Source organism: Rhizobium laguerreae, assembly GCF_019778565.1.
In the GTDB taxonomy this organism is placed as follows: domain Bacteria; phylum Pseudomonadota; class Alphaproteobacteria; order Rhizobiales; family Rhizobiaceae; genus Rhizobium; species Rhizobium laguerreae.
This window is the reverse complement of the sequence record NZ_JAAXQT010000001.1, coordinates 1,367,899-1,390,874: the sequence shown is the minus strand read 5'-3', so window position 1 is coordinate 1,390,874 and position 22,976 is coordinate 1,367,899. Positions and strand designations below refer to the sequence as shown.

Below are 22,976 nucleotides of genomic sequence, written 5' to 3'. Positions count from 1 at the left end.
ATCCGCTGCAGATCACGCTCGCTCATCGCTATCAGTCCCATCGGCAATCTCCCCGGCGCCAATCAAACGCGGGGAGTGTGACATTCCAACTTTGCAGAAACAGGACACTTTAACTTTGCGGCTACAAACACAATGTGGCATAAGATAGATTATGGAACCATTGGATGCCTTTTGATTACAATGGCATACCGTCGTCATCCATCTTGTAGCCCACTCTTTTAAATCGCCCCGATCGAATTTGCGCCTGGACGATCCAGCACATCGACGAGTTCATCTGCGGACGTGCCCTCATAGAACAGCTGATCCCAGCCAACGGACTCTTTCGAAACCCGTGTCTCGGACGACGCGTGCTTGGCGGCAACGTCCGGGTCAGACTGTTAAGCATTGACGGAAAGCTCGCCGTTGCTATTCCTCAAGTGGCGGGATGACTTTCGATGGTCTTTGCAGCTCCGAGGCGGCAGCGGTTGCCGCGGCATCAGCGGGACCGCCGGAAACATGGACGGTCGGCGTTGCAAATTGGATGCCTTTTTCCGCGAATGTCTTCTTGAGCATGGCGAGCGCCTTTCGGCGGACGCCGAACTGCTCGCCGGGTTTCGTCATGAACTTCAGCCGAATCTGCACGCCGTAATCCGCCATCTGCTCAATCCCTTGCATTTTCAAGGGCTCGATGATGTTGGGCCCGAGTTCGGTATCCTCCAGAAGCTCAGCGCCGATGCGCTTGATGGTCTTGCGGACCTCCTCGAGGTCACTGTCATAATTCAGGGTGAGTGTGATGATGTCGATGACCCAGTCACGGCTGAGGTTTTGCACCGCGCCGAGTTCGCCGAAGGGAACGATGGTGACCGGACCGCGGTGATGGCGCAAGCGGATCGATCGCAGCGAGAAACCTTCGACCGTACCCTTATATTTCGCCGCCTGGATGTATTCGCCGATGCGAAAGGCATCGTCGAACAGATAAAAGACGCCAGAGATGATGTCCTTGACGAGTGTTTGCGCACCGAAGCCGACCGCTATGCCGACGACGCCAGCGCCCGCCAGCAGTGGTCCGATCTGGATGCCAACGGCATCCAGGATCATCAGGAAGCCGACAGCGCCGATCGCCAGGAAGAGTACATTGCGAAGAATGGGAAGGAGAGTATTCAACCGCTGACGCCGACGCGCTTCGGGGCCATCCTGATGTCCCCCCTGCTCGCTTCGCGACGCCACCGCCATCTGGCTGTCGATCAGCGTGCTTGCGAGCTTCCAGATTACGTCGGTCACCAGCAGCACGATCACGATGCGGATTCCGGCGCGGATCAAGCGTGTGGTCACCGTTTCGGCAGCGGCGAGATCACTGAGATTGACATTCCATGCGCGGGCAATGAGCAGCGCAGCGACCACGATGAGACCGTTGCGCAGCGTTTGCATGATGACAACGGACCATCCGACGATGGCCGGATCCTCGACCGCCTCCCCCTCCCCGGATTGTACAATTCGACGAATGATATCATGAGCCACCGAAACGGTAAGCGGCAGCAGCGTGATGACGACCACTGTCCAGAATGCACCGCGGAGCCCGGATACCCATAACAGCCACGATAGCAGGATGCTCGCGCTGAAGCCGACACAGTTCAGCCGGCTCACGGGCGGTCCGTCAGAACGAAAGTGCCGCAGCCAGATCATAACGACCAAAGCGATTGAAACGACACCAAGCCATGCTGCGGTAAAGAGGTCGACCAAGATAGGTGAAGCCCCGATCGTCCCGATCACTTCAATGGTGGCCCAGCCAGCCGCCAGCGCTGCGACGATTCCGAGGAGCCAGTAGTACCAGAACCAGGCAAGCGAGGTGACAAGCGTCAGAAGCCGCATATGCGGCAGGCGGGCGCCTGGCGCGATGACAATGCGGCCCACAAGCACGCCAAGGCGCACCATGAGCGCGGCTGATAGGAGGATCAGCGCGATATCGCGAAACACGGCAGGCCATGGAAACAGGATAAACGCGCCGAGGCTTCCGATCAGGTAACCGACCAAGGCGAGAAGACCCATTGAAAGCCGGGCGGCGTGGAGCTTGATCCGCTGCCGGACCGTGTCGGCGGGCGCGTTCAGCACAAAATGGAGCAGCCCTCGCCCTGACCACCAGGCGAGGCGCTGCGCAACGAACCCGCCTGCGACGAAGAGTATGACCGCCAAGATCAGGCCGACAGGTTCGATACGATCATCCGTTTGGAAGACCCGGATCGCCGACTGGATCTGCCCGGGAAGGGTCGGAACGGCATCGACGAGTGTGAGCAACCTCTGGCGCAAATCCTGTAGCGACGTGGCAATCGACGTCGGTGCCGCCTCTTGCGTGACTGCTACCGGCTGCGCCGGTTCCTGATTGCTAGGGACGATCCGATTGACCAGCGCTCGTCCGGAATCATCATTCGGCAATTCGATAATAACCCGGATCGGCGCCGAGGAATTGGTCGGCTCAGCCGCCGAGGCGGGGTTTGCACTCGTCAGCAGAAGCGTTGAAAATATCAGCGTCAGGAATACGCACAGTCTGCGGCGGCGGGGATGACTGTCGTCGATGATGCGCATGTGGCCGTGGTCCCTGCGATGGTGTCGTCGCTTTTGCTGAGTTGGTCGAAACTTCGGACTTTGTGAAGCGTTGCACGACCAACGTCAATCGACGAACCGGTCTCTGGGATTCAGGCTGCGAACCAAAGGCCAGGCGACTTCAAGACCGCAAGTTTTTGAAGGCCTCCCTGATCTCCTGACTAAAGAGTTCCGGCTCCTCCCAGGCGGCGAAGTGACCGCCCTTGGAGGCGCGGTTGTAGTAGATAAGTTTCGGATAGGCCTTCGACAGCCAGTGCTTTGGCGGCTTGTAGACCTCGCCGGGAAACACCGTGACGGCGACCGGGACTTGGACGGGCGTGAGCTTGGCGCCCGACATGACGTTTTCCCAATAGATGCGACCGCTGGAAGGGCCGGTGTTCGTCAGCCAGTACAGCGTGATGTTGTCGAGGATGGCATCCTTGCCAAGGGCCTGTTCCGGATCGCCGCGTGTATATACCCAGTCGGCGATCTTGTCGTAAAGCCAGGCGGCGAGACCGACCGGAGAATCCGCAATGCCGTAACCGATCGTCTCCGGCCGCGTGCTCATGATCGCTGCGTAGCCGAAGCCGTTGTTGAGGAAGTTCCGGGCTTCGTCGAAGACGACCTTCTCATCCTGAGACAAGCTGTCGGGAGCCGGCCCTCCATTTTTGAGAGCCTGGGCTGCGTCCGCTGGAAACGTCGTGGCCCGCTCGATCCTGTTGACGTGGATCGCGAGCAGCCCATCGGGTGCCTGGCGGCCCAAGGCGTCGCTGATGATCGCGCCCCAGTCACCGCCTTGCGAGACATAGCGGTCATAATGCAGTCGCTTCATCAGCACGTCCCAGGCAGCGGCTATCCGCTGGGGGTTCCAACCCGCCGATGGAGGTTTGCCGGAGAAGCCGAACCCTGGAATCGAAGGGATCACCAGATGGAAGGCATCATCAGCCGTGCCGCCATGCGCCGTCGGATCCGTCAGCGGCCCGATGACATCAAGCAGCTCGAAGACCGAACCGGGCCAGCCGTGGGTCATGATCAGCGGCAGCGCGTTTTCATGACGGGAGCGGACATGGATGAAATGGATGTCCAGTCCATCGACAGTGGTGAGAAACTGCGGAAAACTGTTCAGCCTGCTCTCCGCCTTCCGCCAGTCGTAGGGCGACTGCCAGTAGCGCACCAGTTCCTTCAGCCTGTCGGGCTGGACGCCCTGCGAACGGTCCATGACGGTTTCGCCATCGGGCCACCGAGTCTCGGCGAGACGCCGCCTGAGATCTGCGAGCGCCGCCTCGGAGACCTCAACCTTGAACGGTCGAACCTCCTCGGACGCGACGCCGACAACATCAGCGGCGTTGGACGTGCGAGGAACGAAAACGGCGGTTATGCCGGCCGCGGCAAAGCCTGACAGCAGTGAGCGGCGCGATACGTCGCGGTGTTTCAAAACGTTCAGCATTGACATGATGCCGTGTCCTTTCGTGATATCGAGGAGAGGAAAAGATGCCCTGCCCGCTTCAATGCCGAAAATGTCAGGCCTGGTCCGCTCCGGAACGAAAGATCAGAAGCTTGTTGCCTTCTGGATCGCGAAAATATGCGCAGTAAGGACCCGTGCCGTTCTCGCCACGCGGACCAGGAGCCCCTTCGTCCGAGCCACCCGCCGCCAATGCAGTTGCATGGGCTTCGTCGACCTTTGAACGGGACGGAGCTTCGAAAGCAATCATTCCACCGTTGCCGACGGTGGCAGGGCGGCCATCGAACGGCTTGATGATGCCGAATTCGAGCGTGCGATGTCCGTAGTAGATGGCTCGGTTGGGCTGGACGAGGATTCGTCCGATCCCGAACACGGCCAGAAGCTTGTCGTAGAATACCGAGGCGGCATCCAGATCGTTCGTGCCGACAGTGACGTGGCCCGGGAGGCCGCGGACCTCGTCGGGGGTGGCCGCAACCTGTCTGCTTTGGGTAATGTCAGTCATATCAGTTCTTCCTTATATTGTCGCGGCCGACGCTTTGCCGTCCGCAAGCTAACGCCAACGAGCTGTCTCAAATCGGCGGTTGGTGGATATTGGGCGGGTCGACGGCCGGCCGGCACCTCGGGAAAGTGAGAGGCACCCTCTCACTCAGATGTCAGCCTTGGGCAGCCGAGTCGCAGCGCTGCCGCCGTCGAGAGGGTTCCTCTCACTTTCTCCGGCTACCGCGGGCTGACGCCATGCTCAATTATTTGTGGAGACAGCCGGCTTTTGGGCTTTGGCTGACCGCCGTTCAGAAAGGACATCCTATGTCTAAGGACAAAACCGCACATGCTGCATCAGTCGCAGCAACTCCGTCTTCCCACACGGCTGAAGCCTTCGCTTCTACGCAAGCCGCGCAAGACACCATCGACTCTATCGAGATCGACGAAGTCCTGACGCTGAGGAGGATGATTGTCCGCGCCCCCACGTCAAAAGGCCCCGTGCTTTTCCTGCATGGGTTTCCGGAAACACTGACGGTGTGGAAGGAGATCGCGACAACGCTTGCTCACGACTAAGACGTCCATGCTTTCGATTGGCCAGGCTACGGACAGTCGTCGCGCCCGGCTTCGGAACGGTTTTCCTATGCGCCGAGGGCGTACGCCCGAGTGTTGAAGGCCTATATCGAGCGGGCAGGCATCGACCGGTCGAAGCTCGTGATTTACGCGACTGACATCGGTGCCCTCCCCGTCCTGCTGCTTGCTCTCGACGAGCCGACGATCGCCAGGCAGATCATCGTCGGAGACTTCGCGCCGTTCGACCGGCCGCACCACATGTGGGAGAACCTACAGAATCTCAAAGCCGAGCCAACCGCCTCGCCGACCCGTGCCTACATGAACAAGACAAGCGACGAGATCCTTCAGAACGTGCACAGGCGCGGCCTCTCACCCGCTGAACAATTCGATCTGCGGATCGACGTCCAGCAAGACATGATCCGGTCATGGAGCCGTGATGGCGTCACGTCGGCGGATGCATTCGCGCACTACTACGCAAGTTTCACCCGCGACCAGCAGTATCTCGAGGCCAACCTCGACCGGCTGAAGACGCCTATGAAGGTGATCTGGGGCGAGAAAGACATTTATATCGCAAAGGAAATGGGCATCGAGTTCGCCGGCAAGATCGGTGCGAAACTCGACCTCCTGCCAGGCATTGGCCACTTTCCACACCTTCAGAATCCGAAACAAACGGCTGAAGAGATAATCGCATCATTCAGATAATATTGGATTATCTTCGCATACGGAACGCGCGCAGCCGCGGCAGTGCCCAGTCTACAAAAGCCCGTACCTTCAACGCGAGAAGCCCTTGTCGCGCGTAGACGATATGGATGGGCTGGGGTGGGCCGTCGAAATCGCGAAGGATCGGAACGAGCGCGCCGGACGCCAGCTCGTCTGGAACCTGATAGTCGAACAGCCGCGCGATCCCCGCCCCGCCGACGGTCGCCGCAACACAGTTCGCCGCCGTATTCACCTCAAGCCGGTTGCGAGGCGCCGCCTCTATCGGCGTGCCGTCGACGTCAAAAGTCCAGAAAAATGTTCGCTTGTTGAAGATGATCCCGTCGCGATCGATGAGATCGCCGGGACGCTCGGGCATGCCATGCCGCTTGAGATAGGCAGGACTCGCGCAGGTCAGCAGGCGGAATTCCCCGACCTTGACGGCATGGAGGGCGCTGTCGGCGAGGTCGCCGAGACGGATCGCGATATCCACCTGCTCGGACACGAGATCAACCGTGCGGTCGAGCGACAGAAGGTTCAGCGATACCTCCGGGTATTTGTCCATGAAACTCAGCGCAATGGGCAGCACGTATCGGCTCCCGTATTCGATCGGCATCGTGATCGTCAGCACGCCTCTGGGCGTCTGGTATTCCCCCGACGCTCGTCGTTCGGCCTCATCGAGATCCGCCATGATCTTTCGAGCGGCGTCAACATAGTCGCGCCCGGCATCGGTGAGCTGCAGATTGCGGCTGGTGCGGACGATGAGGTTTGCCCCAAGCTGTCGCTCAAGTTCGGCCACCTTGCGGCTGACGCTGGGCAATGGCGCGTTGAGCTTCCTGCTGCCGGCCGAGATGCTCCCGGCGTCGACGACCGCCAGCAATATGCGCATCGCTTCGAGACGATCCATCTGATACCGCCATTAAGATGCCGCTTCTGTTCAAGCCCAGCCTAAGACTTGGCTTTAGTCAAGCAGCTTGCGTATGGCCATGATCCCCCTTGCAGCATCCGACCAGGATTGACGCCAGATCAAAATGCCGACGCTGAGGATGGTCGCAACAACGAAGGGGATTGGCCCGAGAAACCAGAAGGCGGCTGCGAAGGTGAAGTAATAAGACCGGACGCCGACACTGAACGATCGAAGCGCCGGGTTCAAAACCAGGGTCAGGGCGTTCGTCCAGCCGCCGATGTCCCTCTCCTCATCGCGGGATGGGCTCGCCCCGATTGCGGCCAGGCAGTAGTTGATCTGCCGGACCGCCCAGATGAAATCGGATAGGCCCCGCAGCAGCGTCGCCATGATCAGGAGGACCTTGCATTGGAAAAACCACGCCGGATCCTGGGCCGCAAACATCGCGATCAGGCCACCACCCGATCCATAATTCGGCTCCATGAACAGCGCGCCGCTGAGCCCGACGATGACGATAAGATTGGCGGAGCCGAAGAAGGACGCCGAATTGATCGTGTGCCCGAGGATCGCGGCATCGCCGATGAAGTTGTTGTCTCGCGTCAGCACCTCCCGCATCCAGGCCGCGCGAATGCGCACCATGTCAACGGAAAGGCTGTCGTTCTTCCTCGGCCACCCTGCTGCCATCAAAGGCTCGACGGCCACCCAGACGAGAAGGAAGAAAACGATCGCCGCGATGTTCAGAAAATCCATGGTGCCCCCGAACCGAATGTGGATTTTTTCTGAACAGTACTTCGAGCTAAGCGCAGCTCCAAGCGCCTATCGCCGCCCTACCCTTCAGATCGACATGCCCATGTTCGCGCGTCATGGTCCGTCGCGGACTGCCGCGAGGTAACGGGACATCGTCGAAGCCCGAAGCCGAATGTGTTCGATCGCCTGCTGCGGTGTCACGGCCAGGAAGCCGATATGGTCGCGTGGGCGCAACTGGACGAAGGCGTCCAGATCCGAATCCACCACCGTGGCGATCTTGGGATATCCTCCGGTCGTCTGGTGGTCGGCCAGCAGAATGGTGGGAACACCGTCTCCGGCGACCTGCACCGAGCCCCGCACGATCGCTTCCGACGGCATGTCCAGCGCGACGCTTGGCGCAAGCGACGGACCTTGGAGGCGTACGCCCATGCGGTCATAGGCGTCGCTCAGGCGGAAAGGCGATGAAAGGAAATTCGACAAGGTTTCTTTCGAGAAGAACCGATCCTGTGGACCGACCACCACACGCAGCTCGGATCGCGGTCTTGCGATGACCGGACATGTGATTGGACCATGTCGATCATCCCGCACGTCCGGATCGGCTATAGTGAGCGTCTGTCCGGCTGCAAGGCGCCCGCCGCCGAGGCCGGAGAGACTGTGCGTCGACATGCTGCCCAGCCAGGTCTTCGCCTCGATATGACCGGCGAAGGCCAGATACGTCCAGCTTCCCCAGTGTCCCGGACGGATTGCCAGCCGCTCCCCGGCCTTCAAGGTGGCGACCATCCATGCGCCGCGCTTGTCGCCGGCATGCTCTACGATGAAGCCTCCTCCCGCGACGCCGAACGTAACCTCCCCCGAGATGCAGTCGAGAACCAGGCCGCCCATGGAGACTTCGATTGTCGGCTGACCAGCAGGGTTGCCGATGGCGGCGTTGGCGGCTGCAAACGAGGTCCTGTCCATCGGACCGGAGGCCGGAACGCCGTAACGCATCAATCCGTGACGTCCTCCGTCCTGGACCGCGACGTGGGGACCCGCGAAGTTGATTGCAAGAACGGCTTCGCTCATGCGAGGCACCTCGCGTCGAATTCGGCCCTCGATATGCGGCGGAAACGCACCGCGTCGCCGACGTCGAAAAGAAACGGACGGTCGTTGGACGCGGCGTCGAGGATCTTTGTCGGCGAGCGGCCGATGATCCACCAGCCGGTCGGCATGGTGAGCGTGCTCACCAGGCATTGCGGACCGGCGATCAGCACGCTTCCGGCGGCGATGCCACGAATAGGCGCCGGCTTCCTCGGCTGCTGAATGGCTTTGGGCACGCCTGCGAGGTAAGCGTATCCTGGAGCGAAGCCGTACATGAAGACGCTGTAGTCGCCGGAAAGATGGGTGGATATGACGTCTTCCGGCGATAATCCACTCGCCTCGGCGACGGCGGCAAGATCGGGCGCAAGATCAGGATCGTAGCAGACGTCGACTTCGCGCATCGCTCCGATCGTCTGTGGAACCTCGGCCGTCAGACGCTCGGCAATGGCCGCCTCCGTCGTCCGATGATCGGCCACGAGCGGGTCGAAGCATATGAGAATGCTGGCATAGGCCGGAACGGCTTCGACGAATCCTTCAAAGGGTGCCGCCTTCAAGGCGGCATCCAGCTTGACGACCTGATCGTGGATCCGTTTATCGATGGTCGCGCCGAATTCGACGAGCACCGCGTGCCCGCCCACCGGGCGGTAGGTCGGAACGCTGCCGGACGATGCGGACGGGTCCTCTGACACGTCAGTCGGCGCCTTCGATCAGAATGAAGTCCGCATCCGCAGCCCGCGCGCAGGTCCCGTAGGCTTCCGGATCGGTGACGGCAGCCTGGGCGATAAGATAGCCTTTGGCCATCACCTGTTTTCCTTTGTCTGTTGAAGGAATGGACCCACCTCGATGCCTGCCTTCTGCAGTTCCCGGCGCACGTGGACGGCCATGGCAAGCGCTCCCGGGCTGTCCCCATGAACGCAGATCGAGTGCGCATCGAGAGGGATCGGAACGCCGTCGACCGTCGGCATGAGGCCGCTGGATAGGTACCCGATCAATCTAGATGCCGCCTCCGCGGGGTCATGGATCATCGCTCCCGGCAAGGTACGCGGAACGAGCCGACCCGTGGAGAGATAGCCGCGATCGGCAAAAATTTCGCTGAAGACGGTCATCCCGGCAACGCGGGCCGCATGTTCCAGCTCTGTCCCGGAGATCGCCAGTATGGCAAGTTCCGGCGAGACCGCTCGGGTTGCGCGGATGATGGCGTCGGCGACCGGCCGTTCGTCGGCCGCCCAATTGGCGAGTGCGCCGTGTGGTTTGATGTAACGGACGCGGGCGCCCGCCAGAGCCGCAGCTCCCATCAGCGCGCCGGTCTGCGTCGCGACAAGCTGCTCAACCTCCCGGATGCTCAAGGGGATCAGGCGTCGTCCGAAACCCTCGCGATCTGCAAAGCCCGGATGGGCTCCAGCGACGACGCCCCGTTCGCTGGCCAAGGCAAGCGTCTCCACCATGGTCGCCGGATCTCCGGCATGGCCGCCACATGCGATGTTCGCACTGGTGACAACGTCAAGGATCGCCTTGTCGTCGCCCATGCGCCAAGGTCCAAACGCCTCCCCCAAATCAGAATTGAGATCGATTTTCGTCATGATTTCCGTCAACCCTTCGCGCCGGTCTTGTCAGCTTCGTCGCATGCTGGAACGTCGAAGCCGAGGTGGAGCACATCTTCGCCGTGCGCGTCAAGAAAACGACGCTGCCGGCTGCGCGCAGCGAGCTTGTGTGCGTTGTCGACCTAAACTGTCCTTGCCGTTGCGTCTGATCGAAAGGCGGCTAAGATTGGGGGCGAAACGGTCGACCGCCCTGTCATTTGATCGAGCGCATCGTATTCTTTCGAGAGCCAGGTGACGTAGCCACCCGGCACCATTGGAGTGCAGGCCGGGGATGCGGAAATGAATCATGTCAACAGAGCTTTGGGAACGTCCGAATTTTCCTTTATCGACGAGCCTGGCATTTTCACCTGGGAGTTGGCGAGCGACAAGGTTTATGCGGATTCGGCGCTGGCAAATCTGTTTGGGCTCGATCCGGAAGAGACCCTCACGGGGTTGCCGGTCATCAGATACCTCGACCGGATTCATCCGGACGACAAGCCATCTGTGGCCAAGGCGATTTCAGAATCGGTGATCACAGGAAATCCGTATCGCTGTGACTATCGGGTATTTGATCGAAGCGGGCAAATAGTCGCCGTGGCGGCCTTGGGCCGTTGCTTCAGGGATGAAGCCGGAAACCCGTCGCAATATGCGGGTATCGTCTTCCCGACGAATGATCACGGGGAGCAAGACGAATTGTCCGCTCACTGCAATGCGGCACTGAAAATTGCGCGGTCAACCGGCCTGCGGACGACGGCCGATGCGCTTGAAGCTATCGTCAGGGAGCTTGCCAAGCCGATGCCTTCAGACGTCGCGAAGGTTCATTGATTGGTTCCAAAGCTTTGGTTGTGGCATCAGACTTTCGATGACGATATTGCTGCTATCGGCGACGCGCCGCGCGCACTCTGAATTAGTGACAAAGGAGAGTGGGCATTTCGAGGTGGGTCAACAGCGACCGTGTCACCCCTCCCAAGAGGAATTCGCGTAGTCTCGAATGGCCGAATGCGCCGGCGACGAGCAAATCTGCCTTGCGTTCCAGGGCGGCAGCTTGAATGACGCTGGCCGGTGAGTTTCCCTTCGTTTGCACGGCTGCGATATCGACGGCAAGACCAGCCTTTCGAAGCGCGGTCGCAAAGCGGTCTCGGGCGCGCTCGTCAATCTGCTTATCATCGGTGACGGAAATCAGGACGACACGCGAGACCTGTTCCAGCAACAATCTGGCGCCTGTCAGTGCCCGCGCGACGGTGGCTCCTCCATCCCAGGCGACGGCGACAGCATCGATCCGGCCGGAGAAATTATCCGGGGGAAAAAGCAGGAGCGGTCTCCCGCTTTCAAACAGCACGCTCTCGATCAGCGGCCTCATCAGCACAGATGCTTCCAAAATGGAAAGATCATATGCGCGCGACAGTTCGGCAAGAGTTTGTGCGACAAATGGCTCCCTCGCATCGAATGGCTGGAAATCGACCTCGACCTCGGCTTTTTTCGCATAATCACGGAGCGTCTGCCCGAGAACGGTTCCATTGTCCTTACTCAAGCGCTCCGCCTCCGCACGCATTCTGTCGACGTCAATGAGTGATGGAAATCGCGGCTGAAAGGGTTCGACCCTGACCAGCGGTATGCTTGCCGTCAAACCGGCCTTCTGGTGAAGGGAAACAGCGACAGCGTTCTGAAGGAGCGAGAAGGAGCTTGCGTCTGGATAGGTGGCCAGCGGTAAATGGAATTGCGCTTTCACGGCTGATGTCCTCCGAATGGTTGGAGGTTATCATAGCGCAGAGGTGTCTCCCGCGCTTTGACGAAGATCAAGGTCGTTCCACCCGAAAGTGCGAACGTGATATTGACGGTCCTCATCAGGAAGCAAGCGGAATTCGTTGGGCGAAGCGGCAAAGATCGATGCAGGCGGCACAAGAAGAGGATTGCAGCGCCACCGGCACCATTGCGGCATTGGCGGTCTTTGCGCTGGGCTTCGCCAATCTTCTTGCGAAAGCCGTCCTTGCAGCAAGTATGGCGAGTATCGCTTATGCGGTTCGTTTCGCGATCCTGGCGGTGTCGGACGTTTGCCGGAATTGCTGGCCTGCTTCTAGCATGAGCGCTTATTCGCGTATCAAACTCGCCCCCCGCACCAGACAGCCATCATCAAAGACGATCCGTCACTGCCGTCTCACCTCCTGGATATGACCAACAAATCCCGCAAGCAGTACGCCGAGCGCAAGACGCCGAACCAGTCTGGCTGCAATGAAGGTTGTGCCGATCGCCGCGGCAAGTTTCAGCCAGGGATAATCGCCAAGCTGGACATGAGCGCTTGCATCGACCGATACCGCCTTGGCTTTCAGCGCCGCTTCGGCATCCTCGCGCAGCACGCCTATACGGGCATTCAGCAGCCTGACCTCATGCTGCAGGGCATGCAGGCTCTCGTCGGCCTTTTCACGCGCGGTCTGCTCAGCCGCATCGGCAAAGGGCGGATCGCCTTCCGCGATCAGTTCGTCGGGGTCAGGCGGAAGGCCGTGGCGGTTGATGGATGATTGCATCGACATCTCCTCGAATAGGGTAAGCGAGAAAAATGAAGCCCGGCATTGGGGCCGGGCCTCATAATATCAATGGTCGCGCCGGAAACCCTGGCTCTGGTGAGACCCGCCCTGGGATTGCGACTGGCTTTGCGATTGCCGATCGGCATCGTCCGATGGCTCGTTACTGCCGGGCAAAGTATAGGCGCGCACTTTGGCGCTTCCATGCGTGGTGTCGCGCATTGCCACTGGGCGGGCGTCGTCGAATGCGCTCTCGGACACGGCGAGATCGTCCGACGATTTGCCGCCGGAGGCTTGGCCGGCAAAACCGGTATTGGACGCGCCTTGTTGCCTGTCCTCCAACGACCAGAGATCTGCACGCTCATCCATGTCGATGCTGCCTTCGTCGTCCAGAATATCGTGGACGGTCTCGTAGAGCGCGTCATCGACATCATTGACCTGGACGAGGAAACCGCCTCGCCGCAGCCCTTCTGCGTAGACCGCGCGATCCTCGTCGGGGAAGAAGAAGTCTGCTAGCGCGTCGAAGAAGCCGCTGCGGTCGTCGCTCATCGCGCCGGTATTTTTTGCGCCCGCCTCATATCCGGGCATCAGCCTTATTCTCGCAACCGGCACGCCCGCGTCCTCAAGACGGGAGACGGCGGATTCGGCGTCCGATCGGCTGTCGAAGAATGCAGCAAGGCTGCTGCCGCCTGTCGGGCCTGAAAAGGCCGGGTTGGTATCATTGTAAATGCTGCCCATGGGACTCTCCTCTCGGTATCTGGATCCAGCCGCCAAGCCGAAGTTTGGCCGAAGTCTGGTTTCCTGACTTGAAGAACCGGCGGCTGTGTTGAATGTTCCAAGGGAATGGCGATGCTCCGCTGTATCGCCTGCTGTTTCATTGCCGCCAGCCATTTCGACGCGCAGACGCGCAAATTACGCCGCCTGCGAAATCGCTCAGCGGTTGACGTCAAACCTTCGAGACGCTAGCACGGCTTTGACGTATTGGGGATATTCATATGGACATGTTTACGGCAGCCGGTATGACGGCTTTGCTGCAGGTCATTGCTATCGACCTCGTTCTCGCCGGCGACAACGCCGTGGTTATCGGTCTTGCTGCTGCCGGCCTCGAGGCGACACAGCGCCGCAAGGCGATTATCGTCGGCATCGTGGCCGCGACCGTTCTGCGCATTCTCTTTGCCAGCGTCGCAGTCTACCTGCTGGCGATCGTCGGCCTGCTGCTGGCCGGCGGTCTGCTGCTGCTCTGGGTCTGCTGGAAGATGTGGCGCGAGCTTCGCGCCGGCCATGGCGAGCATCACGGAGCGGTGGGTGCCGAAGGTGCGCCGAAAAAGACCTTCTTCCAGGCGGCGACCCAGATCGTCATTGCCGACGTCTCGATGTCGCTCGACAACGTGCTGGCCGTTGCCGGTGCTGCGCGCGAACATCCGAGCGTGCTGGTCATCGGTCTTGCCCTGTCGATCGCGCTGATGGGTATTGCCGCAAACTTTATCGCCCGGTTGCTCACCAACCATCGCTGGATCGCCTATGTCGGCCTGCTGATCATCCTCTATGTCTCGCTTGACATGATCCACCGCGGCGGCGTCGAACTGCTGCCCTACGTGCAAGCGAGCGGGTTCAAGCTTTAGAGCCTGACCTCGGTCTCAAAACTCATCTGGTCATACGCCGGCACCACATGGTCCGGCGTCTCAGCCATCACCACGTCGTAGTCGAGCGGCGTGTGCATATGGGTGAGGATCGCCCGTTTGGGCTTCAACCGGCCGATCCAGTCGAGCGACTGTTCCAGCGACAGATGGCTCGGATGGTAGGTATATTGCAGCGCGTCGATGATCAGCATGTCGAGGTTCTGAAGCTTCTCGACGGTCTGCGGTGGGAAATCGCTGATATCACTGCAATAAGCCACATCGCCGATGCGGAAGCCGAGCGAGTGGATATCCCCATGCTGCTGGATATGCGGATGGAAGGCGATCGTCCCGCCTGGACCATGAATTTCGACGGGCGCGTCGAGGTTTTCGATGACGATCGGCAGCACGATCGGCGGGTAATTGCTGCCCGGCGGCGTTTCCAGGCAATAGCCGAAGGCTTCCCGCAACCTGTCCATCGTAAATTGGTCGGCAAAGATCGGCACCCGGCGGCGGGTGTTGTGAAAATAGCCGCGCAGATCGTCGATGCCGTGAATATGATCCGCATGCGGATGGCTGTAGAGCACGGCATCGACATGGTCGGCCCCTGCCCTGATCATCTGCTCGCGAAAATCCGGCCCGGTGTCGATGACGACTGTGGTGACGCCGCCATCGGGTGCGAATTGTTGCACCATGAAGGCAGCGCGTGTGCGCCGGTTCTTCGGATTGTCGGGATTGCAGGCGCCCCAGTCGCCGGTGATGCGCGGCACGCCCGGTGACGACGAACAGCCGAGAATGGTGAAACGCCGCCGGTAGAGCACGCCGCTAGATCCTCGGCATCTTCGAGAACAGGCGGAAAGCGTTCTCCGTCGTGATCCGCGCGACCTCTTCGGTGGGAAGCCCGATTGTATCGGCGAGCACCTCGGCCGTGTTGACGACGTAGGACGGTTCGTTGCGCTTGCCGCGCCAGCGCTTCGGCGCCAGATAGGGCGCGTCTGTTTCCACAAGCAGCCGATCAAGCGGGATCGTCTTGGCAATCTCGCGCAGCTCGTCCGACTTCGGGAAGGTCAGGATGCCTGAGAAGGAGATATAGCCGCCGAGTGCGACGCCGGTCTTGGCAAGTTCCGGGCCTGCGGAGAAGCAGTGGAGAATGAAGGGAAATGCCCCCTTCCCGCTTTCCTCCGTCAGTATGTCGGCCATGTCCTCGTCGGCGCTGCGGCTGTGGATGACGAGCGGCAGCCGGGTCTCGCGCGCCGCCGCGATATGGCGGCGGAAGCCTGTCTGCTGGTCCTCGGGCTTTTGCGTGTCGTAGAAATAGTCGAGACCGGCCTCGCCGATCGCCACCACCTTCTCATGGGCATTGGCGAGACGCACCAGCTCTTCTGTCTGGATATCCAGCTCTTCGTCGGCATTGTTCGGATGCGTGCCGACCGAGCAGAACACCGAAGGATATTTCTCGGTGATGGCAAGCAGCGTCTCGAGCTTGCGCACCCGCGTCGAGATCGTCACCATCTGCGCCACACCGGCCTGATGCGCGCGCGCGACGATCTCGCCCCGCTCCGCCTCGAAGTCGGCGAAATCAAGATGGCAATGCGTATCGATCAGCACGGCCTCAAGCCTCCGGAGCCACGTAGCGCGGGAAGACCGGCGTCGGCGCTTCGAGCGCCGTTCCGGCAACGAGACGGCCGGCTTGCCCAAGAGCGGCGAAGTCGCGCTTGTCTGCAGGTGCTGCGACCAGATCGAGCAGCTTGGCCGATGATTCCGGCATGAAAGGCTGCAGCAGAATGGCGATCTGGCGCACCACTTCGGCGGTGACATAGAGCACCGTGCCCATGCGCTCCGGATCGGTCTTCTTCAGCGCCCACGGCGCCTGGCCGGCGAAATAACGGTCGGTCTCGGAAACGACCGAAATGATCGAGGCGAGCGCCCGGTGGATCTGCTGCTTGCCCATATCCTCGCGGGTCGAGGCATGCAGCGCGTCGACCTCAGCCAGCATCGCCTTGTCCTCGTCGCTGAGCGCCCCGCATTCCGGGATCTTGCCGTCGCAATTCTTGACGATCATCGATAGCGAGCGGCTGGTGAGATTGCCGATGCCGTTGGCGAGGTCGGAGTTGATGCGGGTGCCGATCGCTTCTTCGCTATAGCTGCCGTCCTGGCCGAAGGAGACTTCGCGCAGGAAGAAATAGCGCACCTGATCGAGGCCGAAATGGTTCACCAGATTGACCGGATCGACGACGTTGCCGAGCGACTTCGACATCTTCTCGCCCTTGTTGAGCAAGAAGCCATGGGCAAAGACCCGCTTCGGCAGCGGCAGCTTCGCCGACATCAGGAAGGCTGGCCAGTAGACGGCGTGGAAGCGGATGATGTCCTTGCCGATGATGTGCACGTCGGCTGGCCAGTATTTCGCCCGCGGGCCGTTCCTGTCCTCGATATAGCCCGTTGCGGTGATGTAGTTGGTCAGCGCGTCGACCCAGACATACATGACGTGGGCGGGATCGTCCGGCACCTTGATGCCCCAGTCGAAGGTCGTGCGCGAGACCGAGAGGTCTTTGAGGCCCGACTTGACGAAGGAGATCACCTCGTTGCGGCGCTCGGCCGGGCCGATGAAATCCGGGTTCGCCTCGTAATGGGCGAGAAGCTTGTCCTGGTATTCGGAGAGCTTGAAGAAATAGCTTGCCTCTTCCACCCATTCGACCGGCGTGCCCTGCGGCCCGTAGCGCACGCCGTCGGCGCGCGGTTCGGTCTCGTTTTCCTGGTAATAGGCCTCGTCGCGCACCGAATACCAGCCGGCATAGCTATCCTTGTAGATGTCGCCATTGTCGGCCATCAGCTTCCAGATGTTCCGCGACGTCTCGTGATGACGCTCCTGCGTGGTGCGGATGAAGTCATCGTTCGAGGCGTTGAGCAGCGTCGCCATGGCCTGGAATTCGCCGGAGTTGCGGTCGGCAAGCGCTTGCGCAGTGATCCCCTCGGCGCGCGCCGTCTGCTGCATCTTCTGGCCGTGCTCGTCGGTGCCCGTCAGGAAGAACACGTCCTTGCCGTCGAGGCGCTGGTAGCGCGCCATCGCATCCGTCGCGATCAGCTCATAGGCATGGCCGATATGCGGCTTGCCGTTAGGGTAGGAAATCGCGGTAGTGATGTAGAAGGGTGTCTTGTCTGTCATGGCGGCCAATGTCCGGCTAACTCTATAAAAATGGTCAGCCGCTCTTAGCGCATGTCATCGTCAAGCGAAACCTCAACTTTCCAGTCGTCGATGATTTCCGGGACGATGAGGGCGTGAACTTGACTCGGCTTCTCGCCCAATCTACCCGTCTTGGGATAGAGGGCGGGACAAGAACGAAGTGCGAGTTTTCATCTACCGGAATGGTCGTGGCCGCGCGCCGTCGGGGGCGCCTGCTTGACATTCGAGCCGCTCTATTCGCTTTCCGGCCTGTTCGTCGGCGCCCTTGTCGGCATCACCGGCGTTGGCGGCGGTTCGCTGATGACGCCGCTGCTGGTACTGCTCTTCGGCGTCCATCCCGCCACCGCGGTCGGCACCGATCTTCTCTATGCGGCAATCACCAAGACGGCGGGCACTGCCGTCCACGGCATGCATGGGCGCGTCAACTGGAAGATCGTCGGCAGCCTCGCAGCCGGCAGCCTGCCGGCCGCCTTGCTGATGCTGTGGCTGCTGGCAGGCGTCGATCGCAAAAGCATCGGCGTGACCAATACGATTACCACGGCACTCGGCTGGCTTCTCGTCATGACCGCGATCATGCTGGTCTTCCGAGGCCCGATCCTCGAACTGGCGCGCCGCGCAATCGGCGATCGAACGCCGCCGAAGCCGACGACCATCCTCGCCCTCACCGTCATTCTCGGGTTCGTTCTCGGCATCCTCGTCACCTTGACCTCGGTCGGCGCCGGCGCACTGGGGGTGACGATCCTGCTGGTCCTCTATCCCCGGCTCGATGTGCGCGAGATCGTCGGTTCCGATATCGTCCATGCGGTACCGCTGACCTTGATCGGAGGCACGGGCTATTGGCTGATCGGCGAGATCGACTGGCCGATGCTGGTTGCCTTGTTGATCGGCTCTATCCCCGGCATCATCATCGGCAGCCTTCTGGCGCCGAAGCTGCACGAACGCACCATCCGCATCGTCCTTGCCGCCACGCTTGCCGTTGTCGCAGGTAAGCTGCTGACCGGCTGACCAGAGCACGGTGCCGGAAAGTGTCAGCGGTGACGCGCTTTAAAAGCCCGGCTGCTTGATATCTGCGAGAATGCTGATGATCGTCTGCTTGCGGTCGAGGTTGTAGCCATCGGAAACGGTGAGCCGCTCGGTGATCTCGGAATAGAGCCGTGCCAGCCGCTCTGCCGCGGCGATCCGCCCCTCGCCGGCCGCCGCGCGCGCACGGTTCATGATGTCGTCGCCGACATGGCTGACGAAGAAATCGAAGATCGTGTCGCTTTCCCGGCCCGAAAGCGCGTCGGCCAGCCGATGCATCGCCTTGCGGGCTGTCGGCCCCTCGGCGGAAAGCATCTCGTCGTAGGCGGCAATGATCTCGCCGCCGCCGTAGTTCAACAGTTTCAACGCCTCGCCGACGCTGCCCTTGGCGGCCGAAAGCACCGCCCCGCCCTCACCTGATATGCCGAGATGGGCAAGGGCAGCGACGAGTTCATCGTCAGCAAGCGGCGCCAGTTTCAGCGGCAGGCAACGCGAGCGGATCGTCGGCAGCAGCCGTCCCGGCGCATGCGACAGCACCAGGAACAGCGCCCGCTTCGGCGGCTCTTCCAGGATCTTCAGGATGGCGTTGGCCGCATTACGGTTCATATCGTCAGCCGGGTCGATGATGACGATCCGCCAGTTGCCGGTGCCAGACGTCTGCGAGAAGAACTTGCCGGCGCGGCGCACCTCGTCGACCGTGATCGCCGATTTCACCTTGCCGGTCTTCTCGTCCACCGGCCGGGCAAGGTGCAGGAGATTGTGCGAGGCACCGGAGGCGATCTGCCGGCTGACGGGAGAGGCTGGATCCGGATCGCCGATTGCCTCCGGCGCTGTCTCTGGATCGGGATGCGAGAGCACGTGATTGGCAAAGCGGAAGGCGAGCGTCGCCTTGCCGATGCCTTCCGGCCCCTCGATCAGGATGGCGTGGTGGCCCTTGCCGGACCGGTAGGACTGCGCAAGGAAGGCTTCCGCCTCCGCATGGCCGAACAGCCTGGTATTTTCCCCCGGCCAGATGGCGCCGTCGAGCAGTCCGGGCCTCTCTTCACTCATAATGGGCCTCACTCATGGTGAGCGGCTTCCGGCATTCGCGTACGACCTGCGGGCGACAGCAGCTGATGGACGATCGCCAGGATCTCGGCGGCGATCGCCTCCTCCGTCTGCATGGCGTTGACCACGTGGCAGCGCTCCGGCTCGCGGGCGGCGATATCGAGAAAGGCCTCGCGCCGTTTCTCGTGCGTTTCCAGCCGCTCCTTCTCGAAGCGATCGGGAGCATCGTCCGCGGCGCGCTTCTGCGCCCGCTCCAGCCCGACCTTGGCGGGGATATCGAGGATCACGGTGCAATCCGGCATGACGCCGTTGATGGCGATGCGCTGCAGCGTCTCGATGAAATCGGGCTCGAGATTGCCGGTGATGCCCTGATAGACGCGGGAGGAATCCATGAAGCGGTCGCAGAGCACGACCTTGCCTGCGGCCAGGGCCGGCCGGATCACCTCTTCGACATGGTCGTTGCGGGCCGCGGCAAAGAGGATTGCCTCCACCCGCGTGCCGAAGGCTTCGGCAGCCCCCGACAGCAGCACGTGGCGCACGGCTTCGGCGCCCGGGGATCCGCCTGGTTCGCGCGTCATCAGCACGTCGTGACCTTCGCCCTTCAGCGCCTCGGCGAGGCGGCGGATCTGCGTGGATTTCCCAGCGCCTTCCCCGCCTTCAAACGTAACGAACAATCCCGTACCCGATGACAATGACAACTTCCCGCATTCCAGGCGCCGCACGCGCCCCGCTCCTTCTATCTATCCGAAGATATCAGGGAGGAAAACCTTTCGCCGCGGCGACATATTCACCTTTCCCGGCAAATTGTACCAGAAATCGGGCGTCAGACAGGCGCGGGCTTGTCCCAGAGCCAGGAGAAGAACAGCGATTCGCCGAGTTCCAGCATGGCGTCGACCGCCCGGCTGCTGAGCGAGCCCTCGCCCACCGCCTGCACGGTGTAAAGCGGCACTTCCCTGAGCAGCCGGCTGCCGGCGAAAATCCTCAGCGTGCCTGCCTGGGTATCCGGCTTGACCGGCGCCGTCAGCGGCCAGCGATAGATGATGCGCGCCGATAGCCGGTCGGGATTGCTGATCGGAATATAGACGCTGACCGGCGCCTTGGCGACGAGATCGACGGTGCGCGCCGTGCCGCCATAGACGCTGGCGGCACCGATCACTTCCTTCTCGCCGAAGATCTGCCGGTTCTCAAAGGCCGTCAGCCCCCATTCGAGTACGCGCTTGGCTTCCTCCGTCCGCTCCTTGTCGGAGGCAATGCCGGCAAGCGCCACAAACAGCCGCCTGCCGTCGCGCTCAACCGAAGCGACGATCGAATAGCCCTCGCCCTCGGTAAAGCCCGTCGCCAGCCCGTCGGCGCCGAGATCGAGCCCGAGCAGCGGGTTGCGGTTGCGCTGGAGGATCTTGTTCCATTCGAAATCCGGCTGCGCGAAATAGGGATACAGGTTCGGATAGGTCTGCTGAAGGGCGGCGGCGAGCGTCACCATCTCGCGTGCCGTAACCTTGCTCTTGCCATCGGGAAGGCCGGTGGAATTGCCGAACTCGGCCTTCTCCATGCCGAGTTCGCGGGCGCGTCGCGTCATCGACACGGCAAATTGCTGCTCGCTTCCGGCCATGCCCTCCGCGAGAATGATGCAGCTGTCATTGGCGCCCTGGATGGCGACACCCTTGATCAGGTCCTCGACGCGCACGCGCGATTTGAGGCTGGCAAACATCGTTGCGGTCCGCGACGGTGCGCCGCCTGTCCGCCAGGCATATTCGGAAACGGGATATTCGGTGTCGAGCGTGATCTGGCCCTTGGTCACCGCGTCGAAAACGAGATCCATCGTCATCAGCTTGGCGAGCGAAGCCGGCGAAAAGCTCTGGTCCTCGTTCTTGGCGAGAAGCACCGTACCGGTGGCTGCCTCGATCATATAGGCCTGCGCCGCCTTGGTGGCGAAACCGGCTGCACCGCCATCGGCTGCAAATGCGCCGGTGGTGAGCGACGTGAGGCATGCAAGCAGGCGAAGCGCGGGCTTCAGCATCGCAATTTCCATTGATCGAGCGGCGTATTTCAGGAGGTTAGAACGCGAGGAAATCCGATGCAATTGCCAGTTCAGCGCGCGGCGAACTTTGCCTGCTGGCGCTTGGCCGCGGCAAGGATCGAATCCTGCGTCAGCCCGTCATTGCGCACCATCACCGCATCGAAGGCGAGATCGACGGTCACCGTCCTGACCTCTCCGTTCTGATAGCCGAGCGCGAGTGAATTCTGGGGCCGCTCGTAGGGCATCGGACCGATCTCTGGCAGCACGACCATCTGGTCCATCGCCTGAGCGCCATTGTTGAAGGACGGCGCTGATGGTGCCACCAGAACATGGGCAGCCGGTGCAGACGCCGGTGCTGCATTGTAGCGCGCGCTCGGCGTCGAGCCGGCATAGGAGGTGGCCGACCTCGGCACCGGCACGTTGGCCGGCGTCTCGTAGTCTTCCGAACGCTGCAGCTGGTCGCGGGTGATCTTGCGGCTGTTGGAGGCGACCATCACGCCGGTTGCGATCTGGCCTTCCGGATTGACGCCGGGAATGCGGCTGCCCTTCGGCGCGTAGGAGGCCATCAGATAGGGCATGTCGTGCCCGTCCATGCGGGCGCGACCGACATATTGCACGCGCACCTTGCCGGTGCCGCTGTGCTGCAGGTCCAGCATGTCGGCCGTCTTGTTGGAAAGATCGATGATGCGGCCTTCGTGATAGGGACCGCGATCATTGACGCGCACGATGACGGAAGAACCACTTTCGAGATTGGTGACGCGCGCATAGCTCGGCAGCGGGAAGGTCGGATGCGCGGCGGAAAGATGCATCTGGTCGTAGACTTCGCCGTTCGCCGTCAGGCGCCCGTGAAAGGCCGAACCATACCAGGAGGCGACGCCGACCTTGTTATAGGCGAAGTCTTCCTTCGGGTAATACCACTTGCCCTTCACCTCGTAAGCGTTGCCGACGATGTAGCGGCCGCCGCCCTTCGGGATATTGTTGCCGGTGGCTACCCGCGGGCTCGCCTTCACGCCATATTCGGATTCGGAGAAATATTCTTTGCCGTGGGCTTTTTTCTTCGGCACCGCCTGCGTCGTGCCGCAAGCTGCAACCGTCGCACACATCGCCGAGATCGCCAGCCATCGTGCTGTCGTTGCGAAAGACGCCGCCCCGTAATCCAGTTTCATATGCCCCACGCCGCTCAAAGATCGTTATGGTTAAGGAACCCTGCCCCATCTTGGGGCAATAGCGCCTTATTCCCGCCCGCCTAACGAGGCTTTAATCTTGCTAAGTTCGTGGCAAATTTACGAACGATTTCGCAGCGATAGCGACAATTCTAATGATTATGGTTTATAAATCACTAACGGATGCCTTCTCCACCCGCCCTTCGCCGCCGCAATAAGGCCCGAAATCATCGTGCCGATGCGGGGCATATGGTGAACATCCGGGTGCTTCCGGACGCCCTAAAAGCTCCATATTGAAACACGGTCTGCGCGTATTTGACGAGCGGCAGTGGGCGGCACTT

22 protein-coding genes and 1 pseudogene are annotated in these 22,976 nt (G+C 61.2%); 5 read left to right on the top strand and 18 right to left on the bottom strand.

What is annotated here, in order from left to right; all coding sequences use genetic code 11:
• Positions 1-405: 405 nt before the first annotated feature.
• The 3 genes from HFO71_RS06855 to HFO71_RS06845 all read right to left on the bottom strand — a co-directional run bounded on the left by HFO71_RS06855 (position 406) and on the right by HFO71_RS06845 (position 4,520).
• Positions 406-2,559: a mechanosensitive ion channel family protein gene (locus HFO71_RS06855; protein ID WP_077978158.1), complete on the bottom strand. Its 2,154-nt coding sequence runs from the start codon at positions 2,557-2,559 to the stop codon at positions 406-408.
• Between the two features lie 139 nt (positions 2,560-2,698).
• Entirely contained in the window at positions 2,699-4,009 is a 1,311-nt protein-coding gene (locus HFO71_RS06850) for an epoxide hydrolase family protein (RefSeq protein ID WP_131642184.1), read from the bottom strand.
• A 67-nt stretch (positions 4,010-4,076) separates the two neighbouring features.
• Positions 4,077-4,520 carry a VOC family protein gene (locus tag HFO71_RS06845; protein ID WP_077978160.1) on the bottom strand — a complete coding sequence of 148 codons (444 nt, stop codon included), beginning with the start codon at positions 4,518-4,520 and terminating at the stop codon, positions 4,077-4,079.
• Positions 4,521-4,822: 302 nt separating this feature from the next.
• Here HFO71_RS06845 and HFO71_RS06840 point away from each other — a divergent pair.
• Positions 4,823-5,770: pseudogene (locus tag HFO71_RS06840) on the top strand (alpha/beta fold hydrolase).
• Positions 5,771-5,777: 7 nt separating this feature from the next.
• Here HFO71_RS06840 and HFO71_RS06835 read toward each other — a convergent pair.
• From HFO71_RS06835 to HFO71_RS06815, 5 genes are all read right to left on the bottom strand, one after another.
• On the bottom strand, positions 5,778-6,671 hold the full coding sequence (locus HFO71_RS06835; protein ID WP_077978161.1) for a LysR family transcriptional regulator: 894 nt from the start codon (positions 6,669-6,671) through the stop codon (positions 5,778-5,780).
• A 54-nt stretch (positions 6,672-6,725) separates the two neighbouring features.
• On the bottom strand, positions 6,726-7,418 hold the full coding sequence (locus tag HFO71_RS06830) for a DUF599 domain-containing protein (protein WP_077978162.1): 693 nt from the start codon (positions 7,416-7,418) through the stop codon (positions 6,726-6,728).
• Positions 7,419-7,529: 111 nt separating this feature from the next.
• Positions 7,530-8,486, bottom strand: a complete 957-nt coding sequence (locus HFO71_RS06825) for a 5-oxoprolinase subunit C family protein (protein ID WP_077978163.1) — start codon at positions 8,484-8,486, stop codon at positions 7,530-7,532.
• Positions 8,474-9,181 (bottom strand): 5-oxoprolinase subunit B family protein, encoded by a 708-nt coding sequence (locus tag HFO71_RS06820; protein WP_170268500.1) that lies wholly within the window; start codon positions 9,179-9,181, stop codon positions 8,474-8,476. The genes HFO71_RS06825 and HFO71_RS06820 overlap by 13 nt, the downstream gene beginning before the upstream one ends.
• A gap of 111 nt (positions 9,182-9,292) precedes the next feature.
• Positions 9,293-10,072, bottom strand: a complete 780-nt coding sequence (locus tag HFO71_RS06815; RefSeq protein ID WP_025394595.1) for a LamB/YcsF family protein — start codon at positions 10,070-10,072, stop codon at positions 9,293-9,295.
• A 300-nt stretch (positions 10,073-10,372) separates the two neighbouring features.
• Here HFO71_RS06815 and HFO71_RS06810 point away from each other — a divergent pair, with 300 nt between their 5' ends.
• The gene (locus HFO71_RS06810) at positions 10,373-10,897 is read left to right on the top strand and encodes a PAS domain-containing protein (protein WP_077979191.1); all 525 of its coding nucleotides are present in this window, start codon (positions 10,373-10,375) and stop codon (positions 10,895-10,897) included.
• Between the two features lie 82 nt (positions 10,898-10,979).
• On the opposite strand, the gene HFO71_RS06805 is transcribed toward HFO71_RS06810, so the two are convergent.
• Positions 10,980-11,801: a universal stress protein gene (locus HFO71_RS06805; protein WP_077978164.1), complete on the bottom strand. Its 822-nt coding sequence runs from the start codon at positions 11,799-11,801 to the stop codon at positions 10,980-10,982.
• A 158-nt stretch (positions 11,802-11,959) separates the two neighbouring features.
• Here HFO71_RS06805 and HFO71_RS06800 point away from each other — a divergent pair, with 158 nt between their 5' ends.
• Entirely contained in the window at positions 11,960-12,244 is a 285-nt protein-coding gene (locus HFO71_RS06800; RefSeq protein ID WP_165503815.1) for a hypothetical protein, read from the top strand.
• On the opposite strand, the gene HFO71_RS06795 is transcribed toward HFO71_RS06800, so the two are convergent.
• Both HFO71_RS06795 and HFO71_RS06790 read right to left on the bottom strand, forming a co-directional pair.
• Positions 12,217-12,594, bottom strand: a complete 378-nt coding sequence (locus HFO71_RS06795) for a hypothetical protein (RefSeq protein WP_077978165.1) — start codon at positions 12,592-12,594, stop codon at positions 12,217-12,219. The two genes, HFO71_RS06800 and HFO71_RS06795, sit on opposite strands and share 28 nt — an antisense overlap.
• Before the next feature lie 66 nt (positions 12,595-12,660).
• Positions 12,661-13,329, bottom strand: coding sequence for a hypothetical protein (locus HFO71_RS06790; protein WP_077978166.1), 669 nt, complete (start codon positions 13,327-13,329; stop codon positions 12,661-12,663).
• A 257-nt stretch (positions 13,330-13,586) separates the two neighbouring features.
• Between HFO71_RS06790 and HFO71_RS06785 the strand changes: the two genes are divergently transcribed.
• Entirely contained in the window at positions 13,587-14,213 is a 627-nt protein-coding gene (locus tag HFO71_RS06785) for a TerC family protein (RefSeq protein ID WP_025394600.1), read from the top strand.
• On the opposite strand, the gene HFO71_RS06780 is transcribed toward HFO71_RS06785, so the two are convergent.
• From HFO71_RS06780 to metG, 3 genes are read right to left on the bottom strand one after another with little or no spacing between them, the layout of a single operon-like run.
• On the bottom strand, positions 14,210-15,028 hold the full coding sequence (locus HFO71_RS06780) for an MBL fold metallo-hydrolase (protein WP_077978167.1): 819 nt from the start codon (positions 15,026-15,028) through the stop codon (positions 14,210-14,212). The genes HFO71_RS06785 and HFO71_RS06780 overlap by 4 nt on opposite strands.
• 4 nt (positions 15,029-15,032) lie before the next feature.
• Positions 15,033-15,815 carry a TatD family hydrolase gene (locus HFO71_RS06775; protein ID WP_077978168.1) on the bottom strand — a complete coding sequence of 261 codons (783 nt, stop codon included), beginning with the start codon at positions 15,813-15,815 and terminating at the stop codon, positions 15,033-15,035.
• 4 nt (positions 15,816-15,819) lie between these two features.
• The gene (gene metG / locus HFO71_RS06770) at positions 15,820-17,370 is read right to left on the bottom strand and encodes a methionine--tRNA ligase (RefSeq protein ID WP_077978169.1); all 1,551 of its coding nucleotides are present in this window, start codon (positions 17,368-17,370) and stop codon (positions 15,820-15,822) included.
• A 234-nt stretch (positions 17,371-17,604) separates the two neighbouring features.
• On the opposite strand from metG, the gene HFO71_RS06765 reads away from it, so the two are divergent.
• Positions 17,605-18,393, top strand: coding sequence for a sulfite exporter TauE/SafE family protein (locus HFO71_RS06765; protein WP_077978170.1), 789 nt, complete (start codon positions 17,605-17,607; stop codon positions 18,391-18,393).
• A 39-nt stretch (positions 18,394-18,432) separates the two neighbouring features.
• Here HFO71_RS06765 and HFO71_RS06760 read toward each other — a convergent pair whose 3' ends face one another.
• The 4 genes from HFO71_RS06760 to HFO71_RS06745 all read right to left on the bottom strand — a co-directional run bounded on the left by HFO71_RS06760 (position 18,433) and on the right by HFO71_RS06745 (position 22,638).
• On the bottom strand, positions 18,433-19,458 hold the full coding sequence (locus tag HFO71_RS06760) for a DNA polymerase III subunit delta' (protein WP_077978171.1): 1,026 nt from the start codon (positions 19,456-19,458) through the stop codon (positions 18,433-18,435).
• Between the two features lie 8 nt (positions 19,459-19,466).
• A complete protein-coding gene (gene tmk, locus HFO71_RS06755; RefSeq protein WP_077978172.1) occupies positions 19,467-20,147 on the bottom strand; it encodes a dTMP kinase in 681 nt (226 codons plus the stop codon).
• Between the two features lie 131 nt (positions 20,148-20,278).
• Positions 20,279-21,472 (bottom strand): D-alanyl-D-alanine carboxypeptidase family protein, encoded by a 1,194-nt coding sequence (locus HFO71_RS06750; protein ID WP_077979192.1) that lies wholly within the window; start codon positions 21,470-21,472, stop codon positions 20,279-20,281.
• 71 nt (positions 21,473-21,543) lie between these two features.
• Entirely contained in the window at positions 21,544-22,638 is a 1,095-nt protein-coding gene (locus tag HFO71_RS06745; protein WP_077978173.1) for a septal ring lytic transglycosylase RlpA family protein, read from the bottom strand.
• Positions 22,639-22,976: the final 338 nt, after the last annotated feature.